General features: G+C 49.0%; 12 protein-coding genes. 11 read left to right on the forward strand and 1 reads right to left on the reverse strand.

Annotated features, from left to right (window positions below; all coding sequences use genetic code 11):
• Positions 1-357 precede the first annotated feature (357 nt).
• The 7 genes from pheS (at position 358) to PTW35_RS07550 (ending at position 9,708) form a co-directional block, all read left to right on the forward strand.
• A complete protein-coding gene (pheS, locus tag PTW35_RS07520; RefSeq protein ID WP_281027159.1) occupies positions 358-1,341 on the forward strand; it encodes a phenylalanine--tRNA ligase subunit alpha in 984 nt (327 codons plus the stop codon).
• A gap of 18 nt (positions 1,342-1,359) precedes the next feature.
• Complete coding sequence (gene pheT, locus PTW35_RS07525) at positions 1,360-3,747, forward strand: phenylalanine--tRNA ligase subunit beta (protein ID WP_281027160.1); 2,388 nt, start codon at positions 1,360-1,362, stop codon at positions 3,745-3,747.
• 581 nt (positions 3,748-4,328) lie between these two features.
• Positions 4,329-4,625: an integration host factor subunit alpha gene (ihfA, locus tag PTW35_RS07530; RefSeq protein WP_039462335.1), complete on the forward strand. Its 297-nt coding sequence runs from the start codon at positions 4,329-4,331 to the stop codon at positions 4,623-4,625.
• 226 nt (positions 4,626-4,851) lie between these two features.
• Positions 4,852-5,904, forward strand: a complete 1,053-nt coding sequence (gene astE, locus PTW35_RS07535) for a succinylglutamate desuccinylase (protein WP_281027161.1) — start codon at positions 4,852-4,854, stop codon at positions 5,902-5,904.
• Between the two features lie 123 nt (positions 5,905-6,027).
• Positions 6,028-7,020, forward strand: a complete 993-nt coding sequence (gene btuC / locus PTW35_RS07540) for a vitamin B12 ABC transporter permease BtuC (protein WP_281027162.1) — start codon at positions 6,028-6,030, stop codon at positions 7,018-7,020.
• Between the two features lie 38 nt (positions 7,021-7,058).
• Positions 7,059-7,820: a vitamin B12 ABC transporter ATP-binding protein BtuD gene (gene btuD / locus PTW35_RS07545; RefSeq protein WP_281027459.1), complete on the forward strand. Its 762-nt coding sequence runs from the start codon at positions 7,059-7,061 to the stop codon at positions 7,818-7,820.
• 76 nt (positions 7,821-7,896) lie between these two features.
• Positions 7,897-9,708, forward strand: a complete 1,812-nt coding sequence (locus PTW35_RS07550; RefSeq protein ID WP_281027163.1) for a M3 family oligoendopeptidase — start codon at positions 7,897-7,899, stop codon at positions 9,706-9,708.
• A gap of 134 nt (positions 9,709-9,842) precedes the next feature.
• On the opposite strand, the gene PTW35_RS07555 is transcribed toward PTW35_RS07550, so the two are convergent.
• On the reverse strand, positions 9,843-10,496 hold the full coding sequence (locus PTW35_RS07555; protein WP_281027164.1) for an outer membrane beta-barrel protein: 654 nt from the start codon (positions 10,494-10,496) through the stop codon (positions 9,843-9,845).
• Between the two features lie 402 nt (positions 10,497-10,898).
• Between PTW35_RS07555 and PTW35_RS07560 the strand changes: the two genes are divergently transcribed.
• The 4 genes from PTW35_RS07560 (at position 10,899) to PTW35_RS07575 (ending at position 16,893) form a co-directional block, all read left to right on the forward strand.
• Positions 10,899-12,422, forward strand: coding sequence for a DUF1800 domain-containing protein (locus PTW35_RS07560; protein ID WP_281027165.1), 1,524 nt, complete (start codon positions 10,899-10,901; stop codon positions 12,420-12,422).
• A 3-nt stretch (positions 12,423-12,425) separates the two neighbouring features.
• On the forward strand, positions 12,426-13,736 hold the full coding sequence (locus PTW35_RS07565) for a DUF1501 domain-containing protein (RefSeq protein ID WP_281027166.1): 1,311 nt from the start codon (positions 12,426-12,428) through the stop codon (positions 13,734-13,736).
• 292 nt (positions 13,737-14,028) lie between these two features.
• The gene (locus tag PTW35_RS07570) at positions 14,029-15,573 is read left to right on the forward strand and encodes a DUF1800 domain-containing protein (RefSeq protein WP_281027167.1); all 1,545 of its coding nucleotides are present in this window, start codon (positions 14,029-14,031) and stop codon (positions 15,571-15,573) included.
• Positions 15,574-15,579: 6 nt separating this feature from the next.
• Entirely contained in the window at positions 15,580-16,893 is a 1,314-nt protein-coding gene (locus tag PTW35_RS07575; RefSeq protein ID WP_281027168.1) for a DUF1501 domain-containing protein, read from the forward strand.
• The last annotated feature ends 34 nt before the right edge of the window (positions 16,894-16,927 follow it).

Genomic DNA, 16,927 nt, shown 5'->3' on the forward strand with positions numbered 1-16,927 from the left:
TTTGAGCAATTATTTTTATTGGTTGTAAGCTACCAATAACTAAGAGCTTGCCAAGCCCCAATTGCCTGTTTGACATTATTAACCGTAAGTGGCATCTCTTTCATTTCAACGCTGCTAAGGCGAAATGAAGGGGGAATGTTGGTGCAATTTGACGGCTATCAGTATCCTGTTTAGCTAGCAAGCCACAGCGGAAACCATCAATTAGCTCGACCTGAAGAGTAAATGGTGTTTTTTTCACGCAATCCAACGGTTTTCTTACGATTGGGTTTGGATTTAGACGCATGTTTCTTTAGTATGTATCGTTACGCGAATTTATATCTCCCTAAAGGACGCCACCTGTAGGTGGATGAGGAAACGATGCAACATCTAGACGAGATTATTGCCAACGCAACGGCAGCTATCGAGCAGGCTGATTCATTAGTCGCTCTGGACGAAGTCCGTGTCCAGTATCTGGGCAAAAAGGGTGAATTGACCCTTCAACTTCAAAGTTTGGGTAAGCTTCCACCAGAAGAGCGCCGCTCTGCTGGTCAGGAAATCAACAAGGCTAAAGGTGTTGTTCAGCAGGCGATTGTCGCTCGCAAAGACGCACTGCAGCGCGCTGAACTAGAAGCGAAGCTTGCGGCTGAAACTATCGATGTGACCCTACCTGGTCGTCGCATTGAAAATGGTGGCCTGCACCCAGTAACGCGTACGGTTGAGCGTATTGAGCAGTTTTTTGGTGAGCTAGGCTTTAACACTGAGTCTGGCCCGGAGATCGAAGATGCATTCCACAACTTCGATGCGCTGAACATTGCTGAAGATCACCCAGCACGTACCGACCACGATACTTTCTTCTTCAACCCTGATCTAATGTTGCGTACTCACACGTCTGGCGTTCAGATCCGTACGATGGAAAATGGCAAGCCGCCTTTCCGTTTCATCGCTCCGGGCCGTGTATACCGTAACGACTACGATCAGACGCATACGCCAATGTTCCACCAGGTGGAAGGTATGCTGGTTGATGAGAACGTTAACTTCGCGCAGCTAAAAGGCATCCTTCACGACTTCCTATGCAACTTCTTCGAAGAAGAAGTGGAAGTGCGTTTCCGTCCTTCTTACTTCCCGTTTACAGAGCCTTCAGCTGAAGTTGACGTTAAAGGCAAGAACGGTAAGTGGCTTGAGGTACTAGGTTGCGGTATGGTTCACCCGAACGTACTTCGCAGTGTAGGTATCGACCCTGAGAAATACTCTGGTTTTGCATTTGGTATGGGCGTTGAGCGTCTAACCATGCTTCGTTACGGCGTAAACGACCTTCGTGCGTTCTTCGAGAACGACCTTCGTTTCCTAAAACAATTCAAGTAATCCAGAGGTTCATACACTATGAAATTTAGCGAATCTTGGCTTCGTGAGTGGGTAAACCCTGCGGTTACAACTGACGAGCTAACTCACCAAATCACTATGGCCGGCCTAGAGGTAGACGACGTACTACCTGTAGCAGGCACTTTCACTGGCGTCAAAGTGGGTCAGGTTGTTGAGTGCGGCCAGCACCCAGACGCTGACAAACTGCGTGTAACCAAAGTTGATGTTGGTGAAGAAGAACTACTAGACATCGTTTGTGGTGCTTCTAACTGTCGTCAGGGCCTGAAAGTGGCTGTTGCGACTGTTGGCGCAGTACTACCAGGCGATTTCAAAATCAAGAAAGCCAAGCTACGCGGTCAGCCATCTCACGGCATGCTATGTTCATTCACTGAACTGGGTATCGACGTTGAATCTGACGGCATCATGGAGCTGGCAGAAGATGCGGTAAACGGTACTGATTTCCGCGAATTCCTAGGTCTGGACGACGTAACCGTTGACGTTGACCTAACGGCAAACCGTGCTGACTGCTTCAGCATCCGCGGTCTTGCGCGTGAAGTTGGTGTACTGAATCGCGCTGACGTGACTGAGCCAGCGGTTGAAGCGGTTGCTCCGTCTATCGACGACACTGTATCTATCGAAGTGAAAGCTCCTGCTGCATGTCCACGTTACCTTGGCCGTGTGGTTAAGAACGTAAACGTTCAGGCAGAAACACCACTTTGGATGCAAGAGAAGCTACGTCGTTGTGGTATCCGTTCAATCGATCCGGTTGTCGACATCACTAACTACGTTCTACTTGAGCAAGGCCAGCCAATGCACGCGTTCGATCTGGCGAAGATCGAAGGTGGTATCGTGGTTCGTTTGGCAGAGCAGGGCGAGAAGCTAACGCTGCTAGACGGCACTGAAGCTGAGCTAAATGCTGATACCCTAGTTGTTGCCGACCACAACAAAGCTCTAGCAATCGCTGGTATCTTTGGTGGTGAAGAGTCTGGTGTAACCACCGAGACTAAAGACGTGCTACTAGAGTGTGCATTCTTCGCACCTGACCACATCCGTGGCCGCGCGCGTAGTTACGGCCTGCACACTGATTCTTCAATGCGTTTCGAGCGTGGTGTGGATTACGCACTTCAGGTAAGCGCAATGGAGCGTGCCACTCAGCTTCTGGTTGAAATCTGTGGTGGTGAAGTTGCACCTGTGGTTGCCGAAGAATCTGAAGCTGATCTTCCTAAGCCAAGCACGGTAGCACTGCGCCGTACTAAGCTAGACAACCTGCTAGGCCACCACATTGCTGATGCGGAAGTGGTTGAGATCCTAGAGCGTCTGGGCCTAACTGTAGAAACTACAGATGCGGGTTGGACAGCGACTGCACCAACTTGGCGTTTCGACATTGCTATCGAGCAGGATCTGATTGAAGAAGTTGGCCGTATCTACGGTTACGACAACATTCCAAACCAGAACCCAGCAGCAGCACTTAAGATGCACGACCACGTTGAAGCAGATCTTCCTCTTAAGCGTGTTCGCAACTTACTTGTTGACCGTGGTTACCAAGAAGCGATCACTTACAGCTTCGTTGAGCCAGAGCAGCAGAAGCTGATCGTGCCTGACGTTGAGCCGCTAATCCTGCCGTTCCCGATTTCTGCGGAAATGTCAGCAATGCGCCTTGGTCTGATCCAGGGCCTGCTTAATACGGTCGTTCACAACCAGAAGCGTCAGCAGCCACGTGTTCGCCTGTTCGAATCTGGTCTGCGTTTCATCCCATGTGAAACGGCTGAAAACGGCATGCGCCAAGAGCCGATGCTTGCCGGTGTTATCGCGGGTACGCGTAGCGAAGAGCACTGGGACATCGAAACCAACACCGTTGATTTCTTCGATCTGAAAGGTGATCTAGAAGCGATTCTTGAGCTATCGGCCAACGAGAAGGCCTACAGCTTCGCAGCAGCCAAGCACCCGGCTCTTCACCCAGGTCAGTCTGCGGCAATCATCGTGGACGGCAAGGAAGTGGGTGTGATCGGTACGGTTCACCCAGAGCTAGAGCGTAAGTTTGGTCTGAACGGCCGTACAATCGTATTCGAAATCGAATGGTCTGCGATTAACACCAAAGTGATCCCAGAAGCCGTTGCACTGTCTAAGTTCCCATCAAACCGTCGTGACATCGCTGTTGTTGTTGATGAAGCGGTAGCTTCAGGCGACATCGTAAATGCATGCCTAGAAGCGGGCGGTGAGTTCCTGACTGACGCTAAACTGTTCGACGTTTATGTTGGTAAAGGCGTCGAAGAAGGCAAGAAGAGCCTGGCTATCGCCCTGAGCCTTCAGTCTGTTGAGCGCACGTTGGAAGATGCTGACATCGCTGGCTCTGTTGATGCTATCGTTGCTCATGTTGCTGAGAAGTTCGGCGCGTCACTTCGTGACTAATCGATCCTCTTGACGGATATAAAGCCCTGCCATTTTGGTGGGGCTTTTTTTTGCTTTGTGCGGTTGGTTTCTTTCTTGGGTAGTTCGATGTCTGAAAAGGGCGCTCTACGATGTAAGTGAAGAGGGCCTTTGCTGCAACCTGTGGTCGGTAGTGGCGTGATTTTTAAGTCATTGTTTTACAAATTCGTCTCTAGAATTGTAAATTTTTTGATCTGAATCTAAATACCGTAACTTTCTGATAGATAGAGATAATTTCTACATTGAATGTGATTGATAGCAATAAATGTTGGGAGTTGGCTGGTTTTTAGCAATATTTACCACTAATTATTCGAAATAAGCACAACAGGGTGCATGAAAGTGGTTCAATTTCACTCGCGAAAATCAATTATTTAAAGATAAGTTGACATAAAAAAGTTGGCGGAAATCAGCTAGTTGGCATAAACTTGTCTCTAGTTAGGATTGAGCTTGGTGAAGCCTGCTATTTCAGCGGTTTCTGGCTTCTGCCTGACTCGACTAATTCGCTGTGGGAATGACTGATGTCTTCCTGCAATCCATTCAATATAGTCTTGAGGGAATTATCTATGGCGCTCACAAAAGCCGATTTGGCTGAGAACCTGTTTGAAAATGTTGGATTGAGCAAACGGGACGCCAAGGATACGGTGGAAGTCTTCTTTGAGGAAATCAGAAAAGCGCTTGAAAGTGGTGAACAGGTTAAGCTATCCGGTTTTGGTAACTTTGACCTGCGCGACAAGAACGAGCGTCCGGGAAGAAATCCAAAAACGGGTGAAGATATCCCAATCTCCGCTCGCCGTGTTGTGACTTTCCGTCCAGGTCAGAAATTAAAAGCTCGCGTAGAAAATATCGAAATCGAAAAGTAATCGCGAACTTATTGACGAAAACAGAGCCCGGGTAAGGTGTGTAGAACTTACCCGGGTTTTTTATTATTACTGGTTTCATAAAGCGACGGATCTAAGCAATGTATCAGCTTTAATTGTGTGCTTGATGTTAAAATTATGTTTTTGTGTGGTTTCAAAGAAATTTCTGCAGCGGTAGAATAAACCTGTTCCATTAGCTCGGGATTAGCTAATAACATGGAGGTAGGTAATGGGAATGCTACAGCGAGTAAAAGAAGGGAAGTTTCTTGAAGCGACATTGGATTTAGCTTTGCCCGAAGAGCAGGGACGCTGGCTGACTGAGTCTGGCACGGTATGCGAACTGTTAGGGAGAGGTATATTATCGTTCTCACCAGCGGTTGCTTCGGTTCCGGTAGAGCAATCAAAAGATATTGTGCTGTCGTCTGGCGTGCACGGTGATGAAACTAGCCCTATCGAGTTACTCCAGCAATTAGTTGAGCAAATTCTTTCTGGTGAAATTCAACCCGTACACCGACTATTGGTGATCATTGGCCATCCTGAAGCGATTAATCAGCACCGCCGATATGTCGATGAGAACATGAACCGGCTGTTTAAGGCCCATAACCTAGCAACGAACCCTGACTGTATTCGTGCCAATGAACTGCAGCTGGCGGTCCGTGATTTCTACCAATTTGGTGAAAAGGTACAGCGCTCTCGCTGGCACCTTGATCTGCATTGTGCAATTCGTGATTCAGCCCACTTCACATTTGCTGTTAGTCCCTGTTCTAGTCATCAAACCCGCAAACAAGAGTTGTTTTCGTTCTTGCAACATGGAGAAATTGAAGCGGCGTTATTGTCGAATTCTCCTTCGCCGACATTCAGTTGGTACAGCGCCGAGTATTTTGGCGCGCAGGCTTTGACGATGGAGTTGGGTAAGGTCGCGCCCTTCGGTCAGAATGACCTGCGGCGTTTAGCCCCGTTCTATCAAGCGATGGTCGCGCTGGTTACTCAGATAAGCCCTGACTATCATTGGCAACACGACAAACTTGTAGTGTACAAGGTGACAAGGACTCTGATAAAGCAAACCGAGCAATTCATGCTTAACTTTCCGGACGATCAAGCTAATTTTACGCTGTATCCACAGGGAACCCTGTTGGGCCGTGACCGGGATCTGGAGTATTACGTACTGGAAGAAGGTGAAGCGGTTGTCTTTCCCAATGCCAATGTGGCTATAGGTCAGCGCGCCTGTTTGTTGGTGAAGAAGGCGGAGGTCTCTGTGGGTGAACAAATTGTTGCTCAGTAGGTGGTCTGTAAAGGTTCGAATTAGAGCTGTTTTTGTCATATTTATCATGAAGCTAAAAAGCTGACTTTCTATTTTCTGGCTGAAAGAGTAAGGTTAGTCGTTCCTCTTTACCGTGATAATAAGATGCAACTACAAACGTTAATGCGCCGTCGGCAGCTTAGATGGCGTACAGGATTTATGACTTCAGCCCTATTGCTGGTGCTTGTCTGCTTTCTTTCTCTTGCCGTAGGTGAAATATTCATATGGCCGTGGTCAGCCCAATCAGGCCTTGAGCAGCAATTGCTGCTCCAGCTCAGAATGCCCCGGTTGCTGGCGGCTATCACGGTTGGGGCTTCGTTGGCGGCATCGGGCGCGGTCTTGCAAGTTTTATTGGGGAACCCACTGGCAGAGCCTGGCGTATTGGGGATTTCCGGTGGCGCCAGTCTGGCCCTTGTTATTTTGCTCTTTGTGCTCCCCTTTGCGCCAACCCCTATTTTGATGATGGCCGCCGCCATGGTTGGGGCATTTTTGTTTACTCTTATTCTTGTTGGCTTATCTCGGCGAAAGCGGGTTTCTACAGCCCGGTTATTGCTCATCGGGGTCGCTTTGGGGATTTTGTCTGGCGCCGTTGTAACCTGGGCATTTTATTTCAGTGATGACTTAAATCTTCGCATGCTGATGTATTGGCTGATGGGAAGTGTGGCCGGGGTCAGTTGGCAGCAGCTGACATTGCTGTTATTTGTCTTGCCGGTATTGCTCTGGCTATGTCTCCAGGGCCGCAAGCTAGATTTATTGATGCTAGGCGAACACCAGGCCAAGCAACTAGGGTTGGATGTAGCGGCCAGCCGCTGGCGGTTAATTCTCGTTGTATCGCTATTGGTGGGGGCCTCGGTAGCCTTAGCCGGTGTGATTGGATTTATCGGTCTCGTGGTACCGCACTTATTGCGCCTGGCTCTGGGTACCGAAAATCGCTACTTGCTCCCCCTATCGGCGCTCTGCGGTGCATTGCTGCTAGCCTTGGCCGATACACTGGCGAGAGTGATGCTGCCTGCTGCCGAGCTACCGGTTGGGGTGGTGATCACCAGCTTGGGTGCGCCGGTGTTTATTTGGATGCTGTTGCGCTCACAAATCGATTAAGGAGGTTGTGAATGGAGACGTTACTAGAATCACAACCTGTGATCCTATCTGCTCAAAACTTGGCGATGCCACCCCGGTTATTACCGGTTTCATTTTCAGTCCTGCGTGGCGAAATTGTTCATCTCATTGGCCCCAATGGCAGCGGCAAGAGTACCGCAATTTCCATGCTATCTGGGCTGGCCGAAGCCCAAGGTGAAATAACCTTGGCCGGTGAGAATCTCGCAAGCTTAGAGCTTCCTCGGCTGGCCCAGATGCGCTGTTATCTGGCACAGCAGGACAAGCCGGCTTTTGCCGTCGGGGTGTACCATTATTTGTCACTTGCCCTGTCGCCGCTGGGAGAGCTGCCTGCTGGCCGAGTCCAAGCGGCGTTAGACGAGATTTGCGGAGCGTTGAAAATTGCCGATAAGCTCAACCGAAATATTCAGCAGTTGTCCGGGGGAGAGTGGCAGCGCGTGAGGTTAGCGGCGGCCTGTCTTCAGGTATGGCCGACATTGAATCCTGAAGCCCAATTACTATTATTGGATGAGCCGGCATCGGCACTGGATATCGGCCAGGAAGCCATTATGTATCAACTTATCCGCCGTCTGGCAAGCAAGGGAATCGCGGTGGTGATGGCCAATCATGACTTGAACCGCACCCTGAGAGAGGCTGATAAAGTAATTTTATTGAATAATGGCTCTTGTGTGGTGAAAGGTCGGCCACACGAAGTCATGACCGTCAACACGCTGGAAACGGTCTTTTCTACTCAAGTTCAGCGCATTGAGCATGAAGGCAAATCTTGCCTCTTGTTTACAGATTAAAGCCTATACCCGAGCCGCTTGCTCAAGTCCGAACACCTTGACGGCTTATGGGGATGTCACTCAACAAGGAGAACGAATGAATATTCCGAGCTGGGATTTATCTATTGCCTACCAAGGGGTTAATGATCCCAAAATCGAACAAGATCTAGCAGCGGTGGAGGCATTGTTTTCTGAGCTGGAAAAATTGGATGTAACGTCTTTGGCGGGGTTGGCTTCAGCACTCAACAGGCAACAAATCGAGCGTGTGAAAGTAATGACGCTCAGCGCGTATGTCAATTGTATATTGTCGGTCGATGCTGCTGATGAACACGCGAAGAAATTGCTCGGTAAGGTGAATGTGCTGCAGTCCCAGCTTGATCAGGCCATGACCCCGTTTATGCAAGCCATTGTGAACCTAAGCCTTGTAGACTTTGAAGCCTTGCTTGAAATGGGTGAGGGTGAAGAGGCGCTATCTTCATGGCGTTTCCTGCTGGAGCGCGAGCGCTTGCTTAAGCCACAGCAACTAACAGTGGCTGAAGAGCAGCTGCTCACCGCACTGGATGTCGATGGCAAGCTGGCATGGGGGCGGTTGTACGATAATATCACTGGCAGTATGAAGGTCACCTTGCAACTGCCTGACGGGCAACAGGAGCGAATGGGATTGTCTCAGGCAGCCAGTCTACTCTATGGGGGGGATAGCATGCGCAGAGAACCTGCCTGGCGCGCCATCTCTGAAGCGATGACTACCCATCAGGAAAGCTTTGCTGCCATCTTGAATGCGCTGTCCGGTGCGCGTCTGACGGAATACCAAAAGCGCAGTCATACCCAGCAGGTGCATTTTCTTGATCCTAGCCTGCATACTAGCCGAATCGAAAAAGCGACCCTTGATGCCATGATGGCGGTCGCTAGAGGCAACCGTCATATTGGCCAAAAAGCGGGGCTACTGATGGCGCGGCTGTTTGGTACCGATAAGCTTAAACCTTGGGATGAAATGGCGTCTATGCCCGCTTTGTCTGGCGGAGACGCCAGTACGTACAGTTTCGCGCAAGGCATTGCTATCATCCGCGAAGCTTTTGCCGGTGTCGATCCTGAAATGGCAGAGTTCGTCGATATGATGGTCGAGAAGCAGTTGATCGATGCTGCCCCGCAGCCGAATAAACGTTTGGGTGCTTATTGTACTAAATTCGCCGATAGCAGGCTGCCACTGGTTTTCATGACTTGGGGCGGCAGTATGTCGGATGTCCTGACATTGGCCCATGAGCTTGGCCATGCTTTCCATAACTGGGTAATGCAAGACATGCCATTGGTTCAAACCCGTTACCCGATGACGTTGGCGGAAACGGCTTCTATTTTTGCCGAAAACGTAGTGCGCGATGCGTTGATGGAAAAAGCCAGCGATGAGCAAGAAAAGTTATTGATGCTGTGGGAGGAAGCCCAGTCAGCTCTGGCACTGATGGTCAATATCCCGGTGCGCTATGAGTTTGAAAAGGCGTTTTACGAACAGCGCCAAGGCGGGGAGTTTACCCCTGAACAGCTTAAGACACTGATGTCGGACACCTGGCAGGAGTGGTACGGCGAGGCCATGGACGAAACTAACGAGATGTTCTGGGCCAGCAAGCTGCACTTTAGCATCGCGGAAATCAGTTTCTATAACTACCCGTATTTGTTTGGCTATCTGTTCAGCAAGGGGGTGTACGCCCAGCGCGAGGCGAAAGGCGACAGCTTTTATGCGGACTATAAAGCCTTGCTTCGTGATACGGGTTCGATGACAGCGGAAGAGGTGGTTGTAAAACACCTGGGTATGGATATACGCCAACCGGAGTTCTGGCAGCAGAGCGTCGATATGGTCGCCAAGCAAATTGACGAGTTTGAGTTGGTGCTCGGCAAGTTTAATGGCTTCCGTCACTGATTAGAAAAATATATTTTGCGCGGAACCAAGCTAAAAAAACGGCCTGTAGGTAGTGATACCACAGGCCGTTGCTTTAACCTAGCGAAAGCGAATGTAAATATTTTAATTCAGCAAGAGCGTCTAGCTAGACACACTTAGAAGCTGTAGCGCGCACCAAGTTGGAAGTTGGTTTCTTTGTTCGCATCAAAGTCCATGCGAGATAGGTTGGCTTCAAGGCTAACATGATCGGTAATTTGAACGTTGTTACCTAGGCGCAGTTCATACATGGTGTCATCAAATGCCGCAAAGCGAACAGCGGGTTCAATCATCCACTTATCCATAATCTGGTAGCGGGCACCTAGCTCACCGGTGAAACCTGAGTCAGAGTGGTCGCCACCAATAGTACCAATAGGAGTGTTTACATCTAGGTCATAACGGTAATTTGCAAAACCAGCCAGGCCGTAAACTGTCAAATCTTCTTGGATTGGCATGAAGTAGCCAAGACCCAATAGGCCGTTGGAGAAGACCATATCGTCTGCTGCTGCGGCATCACCGCGCATTTCGACGAAGAAGTTGTCAGTGAAGTTCCAGCTACCACGTAGGTAAAGACCTGCTGCATCATCAGTTGTAGTACCGTAGACATCACCATAAATATTTACGCTTGCTGAAGAAGGAATGTCGTTGCTGAATTTGCTGTACTGGAAGCCACCAGAAATGTAGTCGAAGTTCTGGGTCATCGGCTGTTGAGCGTTGGCAGCGAAAGAAGCACCGACAAGTGCAGCCAAAGGAAGTAGCATTAACTTTTTCATGTTTTTCCTAATTATGTTTTCGAGGCTTAGAGCCTGTTATCTGGTGAGCTTGGTTTTACCTGCTCATTTATTGTTGCGGTGAATGCTACGCCTCAATAAAACATTGTTCAATAGCAAAATTATGATCCGTACATTTCGATACATTGGCTGACACTGTCATCACTGATGGACAACTGCAGGTTAATCGGTGAGGAAGCGGGACAATAGCAGGCTGGAGCTAATACGATGGGAACGGTTGGATTGTTTTTTTTAATCAAAGCATTATACCGGAACTGTTCATGATTTTTTGGTACTTTACTTCCAGAAAATAATTATTCTGCTCGTCAATTTATGCCTCTCAATCATTATTGAAGTTGATTGATACATCTATAAGTAAAATTAATAAGGAGAGGGGTAAGCATCGTGGCGAGCTCAATATACCAACCGGAGCAGGCGGCAAAGTTCCTGTACCGGGCAACATTTGGTCCCAAGCCAGGGGATGTTGATGATTTTTTGCAATTGGGAGTGGAAGCATGGCTCGATGACCAGTTTACCCGAAGCTGGCGTCTGCACCGGCCACTGGCCGAGCGTTATGCTAACGCGAGCGGCGATACGCTAAATGAAAATGCTCGGCTAAGTGCGTGGTGGAACCGCAGCTTGAACGCTGGTGATCAGCTAAGGCAGCGCGTTGCGTATGCACTAAGCCAAATTTTCGTGGTGTCAAACAGCGGTGGCCCCAATGCTGAAGGGCTGGCTGAATACTATGATGTATTGCTAAAACATGCGTTTGGAAATTTCCGTGACTTGCTTGAAGCAGTGACGCTAAGCCCTGCAATGGGTAAGTTCCTGACATTAGAAGGTAGCCGTAAAGCTAACCCGGACAATAATACGTTTCCGGATGAAAACTATGCCCGTGAAGTGATGCAGCTCTTTAGTTTGGGGTTGTGGCAACTGCAGAATAACGGCATGCCAAGACTGGATGGTCAGGGCAATAAAGAGCCGACCTACACCCAGCGGGATGTTGAGGAACTGGCAAGGGTGCTGACAGGGTGGCGTCGTGATACCTACCTTAAGCCCATGTATGCCGATGACAGTCGCCATGACTTTGGTGAAAAACGAGTGCTGGGCCAAACTTTTCCCGAAGGGCAGTCGCCCGAGCAAGACTTGTCACAAGCAATGGATTTGCTGTTCAATCATCGCAATACCCCGATGTTCATCTCTATTTTGCTGATCAAGCGATTGACCGTCAGTAACCCTCGCCGTTCCTATATTCAGCGCGTAGCCGATGTATTCAAGGATAATGGCAAAGGCGTTCGGGGTGACATGGTTGCCGTGATCAAAGCCATATTGCTGGATCAAGATGTGATTGATGGCAAAGCGATGGCCGATCATCAGGCCCACGGCAGCAATGGGCGTAACTTCGGCAAAGTGAAAGAGCCCATTATCGCAATGGCCAACCTATGCCGTGCCTTTAATGTGAAAAGTAATGATCCTGAGCGCTGGTGGGATTTCCCTGCCACCCAGAACAATTATGGTCAGGCACCATTGCGTGCTCCGAGTGTTTTTAACTTCTATGAGCCCGACTATGCGCCAAAGGGGGAAATTACAGACAAGCAGCTAACTGCACCAGAGTTTGCCATTTTGTCGATGGATAGTATGCGCCGGATATCCAACCGGATGTGGACCATGATTCTGGCTCACGACAGCACCAACGTAAAACAATGGTCGTGGAACCGTTCACAGTTCGAGAAAAAGATAAATAAACCTGACGAGTATATTGAGCTGCTAAATGAACGCTTCTTTGCTGGTTTGATGTCAACGGAGCTGGCAGGTTTTATTCGCCAGATGCTTGATGAGCTAACTGCAGATAATCGCAATGACGATCGTAAAATCAACGACACGTTGTTTGCCATCCAATGTTCACCTGAATTTCGCTGCCAGGAGTAAATCATGAAATTATCACGACGTCATTTCTTGAAAGGAACGGCAGCGCTTGGTGCCACCTCTGTTGCTCCTGCTTTAACGGGGCTTAATATGGCTCATGCCAATCAAGACGATTACAAAGCGCTGGTTTGTATCTTCCTGTTTGGCGGTAACGATGCCTATAACATGGTGATTCCAACCGATGACGGTGCTTACCAGAAGTACGAGCAGGCGAGGCGCAACTTGGCAATAGCGCAAAGTGATCTGGTGCCGTTGAACATCGCAAGCGATAACGGTGTGAAACTGGGTCTGCATCCGGCGATGCAAAGCTTGAAGTCGACTTTCGCTGAGCAAAATGCGACAGTAATCGTTAACTCTGGCCAGTTGGTCGAGCCGATCATTGGCGCGAATAACCCGAATAGCCGGGTACCTGATTTCTTGATGGCCCACAACCTGCAGCAGACGATGTGGCAGTCGGGGGCGGAAAACATGAATGACAAGTTGGGTTGGGCGGGACGAATGGTTCAGGATATGAACCTGTCGGGCAGTCTGTCCCCCTTGATGTCATTGAACGGTGAACAGAAGTGGTTGCGCAATAACCATGTAGAGCCTCTGGTGATGACAAGCGAAGGGGCGGGTGACTATACCGGGTTGAACAACAGTGATCGCCTTGGTGCCATGATGCGCCACTTCGATGAAAAGTATGCCAACCTGTATGCCGATAATTATTCGACGACTATGGCAAGTCGCTATTATGAAAATGATGCATTGGATGATGCTCTGGCATCGGTCGGCGATTTGGATGGCTTCCCGCAAACCGGTTTAGGTAACATGCTGCATACAACTGCCAAGTTAATCAAGGTGCGAAACGCGGCCTCGTTGCAGCATAATCGTCAGGTCTTCTTTGTAGGATTGGGTGGCTTTGATACCCACAAAGATCAGGCTGGCACCCATGCGGCACTGCTTGGTCAGGTGTCGGATGCGCTGGCGGCTTTTTATCAGGAGATGAAAGCGCAGGGACTCTCCGATCAGGTAACAGCCTTTACCATGTCGGACTTTGGCCGTCGCATCATGGCCAATGATTCCGGTACTGACCATGGGTGGGCTGGGCATCAGTTAGTCGTGGGGGGCGCGGTCAAAGGCGGCAGGGCCTATGGAAATTGGCCGGATCTTACCCCAGGCAGCGAGTATGACTATAACAATGGTCGCCTCATTCCAGAAATCGCCGCGGATCAGGTCAATGCAACCTTGGCAAACTGGTTTGGTTACAAGGGCGAATTGGAAGTGCTATTCCCGTCGTTGAAGACATTCCCACAAAATACCCTGGGCTTTCTCTAACACCGAATTGGTAATAGATATAAAGAGCTAGCATGTTGCTGGCTCTTTTTATATGCCTTTATATTTATAAAAGCAAAATATAATCTCTTGTATCATGGCAATATCAAGGGAATGTTAATTTCTTAAATAGCCAAGTGTAAGATTTTCTTATCTGTTATTTTCATCCCAGTTTATTGCTCTGTATAAAAGAGTTGACGAAAAATAAACATTAGTCGGAACCACTGCAAATATTATTCACCCGTTTATTGCTTCATGAATAAATAAAGCAGAATTAACTTTAAAAGGAAAAGCAGTGGTAACAACAATTAACGATCCGATACAGGCGGCTAAGTTCCTGTATCGTTCAACATTCGGTCCCAAGAATGGGGATGTCGAAAAACTTCTCGATTTCGACGGTGGCATTGATGGTTGGTTTGAGGACCAGTATGCTCGCCAGAATTTGCATTTGAGCCTGGCACGAAAAGTCGCGGACGATACCGGTACGCCTCTTAATGAAAGTGCGCGGATGAGTGCCTGGTGGCAGCGCTCACTCGTTGGAGGAGATCAACTTCGCCAGCGTGTTGCCTACGCTTTGAGCCAGATTTTTGTGGTATCAAACAATGGCGGTCCCGGCGGGGAAGGGCTGGCATCGTATTATGATGTGTTGGTGAGAAATGCTTTTGAGCGCTTTGATGTGTTGCTCAAAGCAGTCACTCTGCACCCGGCGATGGGACAGTTCTTGACCTTGGCCGGTAGCCGGGCCCATGATGAGCAAAACAATACCTACCCGGATGAAAACTATGCCCGGGAGGTCATGCAATTATTTTCGATTGGCCTATGGGAGCTGAAGATAAATGGTCAGCCCCAACTTGATGGCGAGAAAACCAAGCCGGCTTATACACAGCAAGATGTTGAAGAATTGGCGCGTGTATTAACCGGGTGGAGAAAAGACAAAGATAGCGATGGCAAGGACAGTAATACCAAGCCAATGGTGAATAACGCAGATTGGCATGATGATGGTGCAAAGTCGGTATTAGGTGTCGACTTCCCTGCCGGCCAATCAGCAGAACAAGATTTAGACCAGGCCATCAAGGTGTTATATGAGCACCCCAATACACCGGTATTTATCTCACGGCTGTTAATTCAGCGTCTGACTATCAGTAATCCTCGTCGTAGTTATATTGAGCGGGTCGCGAGGATCTTCATTGATGACGGGCAAGGCGTTCGTGGCAATATGAAAGCTGTGATCAAAGCTATTTTGCTTGATGAAGATTTGATTGAGGGCCATGCAATGGCAGACTATCAGGGCTTTGGTTTTAGCACCCGCAATTTCGGTAAAGTCAAAGAGCCGGTGATTGCGATGACCAACCTCTGCCGTGCCCTGAATGTAAAAAGCAATGATCCTCGTCGCTGGTGGGACTTTCCCGGATTGCAGAGTAATTTCGGTCAGGCGCCGCTGCAGGCACCGAGCGTGTTCAACTTTTATGAGCCAGATTATGCGCCCAAAGGGGAGATCGCCAATAAAGAGCTCACAGCTCCTGAGTTCAATATCCACAGCATGGACTCAATGCGTCGAATTTCAAACAAGATGTGGGGACTTATCCTTAGCCATCGACTCACGGGGGTAGAGCAGTGGACCTGGGATCGTAGCCCGCTGGAAAACCGGGTTGATAAGCCGGAAGAGTATATGGCGTGGATTAACGAGCGGATCTTTTTCGGTTTGATGTCAGACGAGCTCCATCAGTACATCGAAGATTTATTGATCAAAATGACCGAGCAAAACATTGGTACTGATAGAAGAACTTTCGCCACCTTGTTTGCCATTCAATGTTCACCTGATTTCCGCTGCCAGGAGTAAGCCATCATGAAGATGTCACGTCGCCACTTTTTAAAAAGCTCTACTGCACTTGGCGCACTATCAGCAGTACCGGGACTATCACTCAGCAAACAGGCTGTTGCGGGTGATGACGGGTTCAGAGCCCTTGTTTGTATTTTCTTGTTTGGTGGTAATGATGCCTACAACATGGTGGTACCGGTTGACCAGCATTACTTAACGTATGAAAAAGCAAGGCCGACACTGGCGATTGCCAAGCATGAACTGGTTGATATTGGTATCCAGTCAGAGCCGGGAGACACCAGCCCAGCGGTTAGTCTGGGTTTGCATCCTGCAATGTCACGGCTGGAGTCGGTATTCAGAGATAACAATGCCACAGTCATTGTCAATTCGGGCCAGTTGGTTGGACCAATTATCGGAGAAACGAATCCGCACCCTGTTCCCGATTTCCTGATGGCGCATAACCTGCAGCAAACCATGTGGCAGTCAGGCGCGCTTAACATGGAAGACAAACTTGGCTGGGCGGGGCGCATGGTCGACAGTATTTATATGTCCAATGACTTATCACCAATGATGTCTTTGAACGGCGAGCAGAAATGGCTGCGCAATGATATCTATGAGCAAATGGTGATGACCGCGAGCGGGGCTGGCAAGTATAACGGCCTTGATCAAGATGAACGCTACGAAGCGATGAAATTCCATTTTGATCGCCAGTTCAATAACCTCTTCAAGGATAATTACGCGGATGTGATGTCCAGCCGATTCTACCAAAATCAGAGACTTGCTGAATTGCTTGGTACTGATGAGGATGACGATACTGATCGTTCATCATTGAGCGAGCAGCTGCATACCACCGCGAAGCTGATTCAAAAGCACGCCGAGATGGGACACCACAGACAGGTTTATTTTGTTGGCCTCGGGGGCTTTGACACGCACCATAACCAAAAGAATGTTCATCATGCGTTGTTGGAGCAACTATCTAATGCGATGGCAGACTTCTATCAAGAGTTGAAAGATATCAACATGTTGGACAATGTAACGGCCTTCACGATGTCTGATTTTGGTCGCCGTTTGATGGCCAATGATACCGGTACGGATCATGGCTGGGCAGGCCATCAGCTGGTAATGGGCGGTGCGGTTAATGGTGGTAAGGCTTACGGTCAATGGCCTGATTTAACACCGGGTAGTGAGTACGACTACAACAATGGTCGCCTTATTCCGGAAATTGCTGCCGACCAAGTCAATGCGACGCTGGCCAAGTGGTTTGGCTATGAAGAGGCCCATTTAGATACTCTCTTCCCCACGCTAAAAGCGTTTGAGGATAATACGCTGGATTTCCTATAGTCAGGATAGGGGATAATATAGTTCTGCTTGAATT

The organism is Photobacterium sp. DA100, assembly GCF_029223585.1.
Classification (GTDB): domain Bacteria; phylum Pseudomonadota; class Gammaproteobacteria; order Enterobacterales; family Vibrionaceae; genus Photobacterium.

Excerpts from the sequence above, each read along its gene's own strand:
- PTW35_RS07550 (WP_281027163.1), top strand. The coding sequence starts at position 7,897 with ATGAATATTCCGAGCTGGGATTTATCTATTGCCTACCAAGGGGTTAAT.
- ihfA (WP_039462335.1), top strand. The coding sequence starts at position 4,329 with ATGGCGCTCACAAAAGCCGATTTGGCTGAGAACCTGTTTGAAAATGTT.
- PTW35_RS07555 (WP_281027164.1), bottom strand. The coding sequence starts at position 10,496 with ATGAAAAAGTTAATGCTACTTCCTTTGGCTGCACTTGTCGGTGCTTCT.
- btuC (WP_281027162.1), top strand. The coding sequence starts at position 6,028 with ATGCAACTACAAACGTTAATGCGCCGTCGGCAGCTTAGATGGCGTACA.
- pheT (WP_281027160.1), top strand. The coding sequence starts at position 1,360 with ATGAAATTTAGCGAATCTTGGCTTCGTGAGTGGGTAAACCCTGCGGTT.
- astE (WP_281027161.1), top strand. The coding sequence starts at position 4,852 with ATGGGAATGCTACAGCGAGTAAAAGAAGGGAAGTTTCTTGAAGCGACA.
- pheS (WP_281027159.1), top strand. The coding sequence starts at position 358 with ATGCAACATCTAGACGAGATTATTGCCAACGCAACGGCAGCTATCGAG.
- PTW35_RS07575 (WP_281027168.1), top strand. The coding sequence starts at position 15,580 with ATGAAGATGTCACGTCGCCACTTTTTAAAAAGCTCTACTGCACTTGGC.
- PTW35_RS07565 (WP_281027166.1), top strand. The coding sequence starts at position 12,426 with ATGAAATTATCACGACGTCATTTCTTGAAAGGAACGGCAGCGCTTGGT.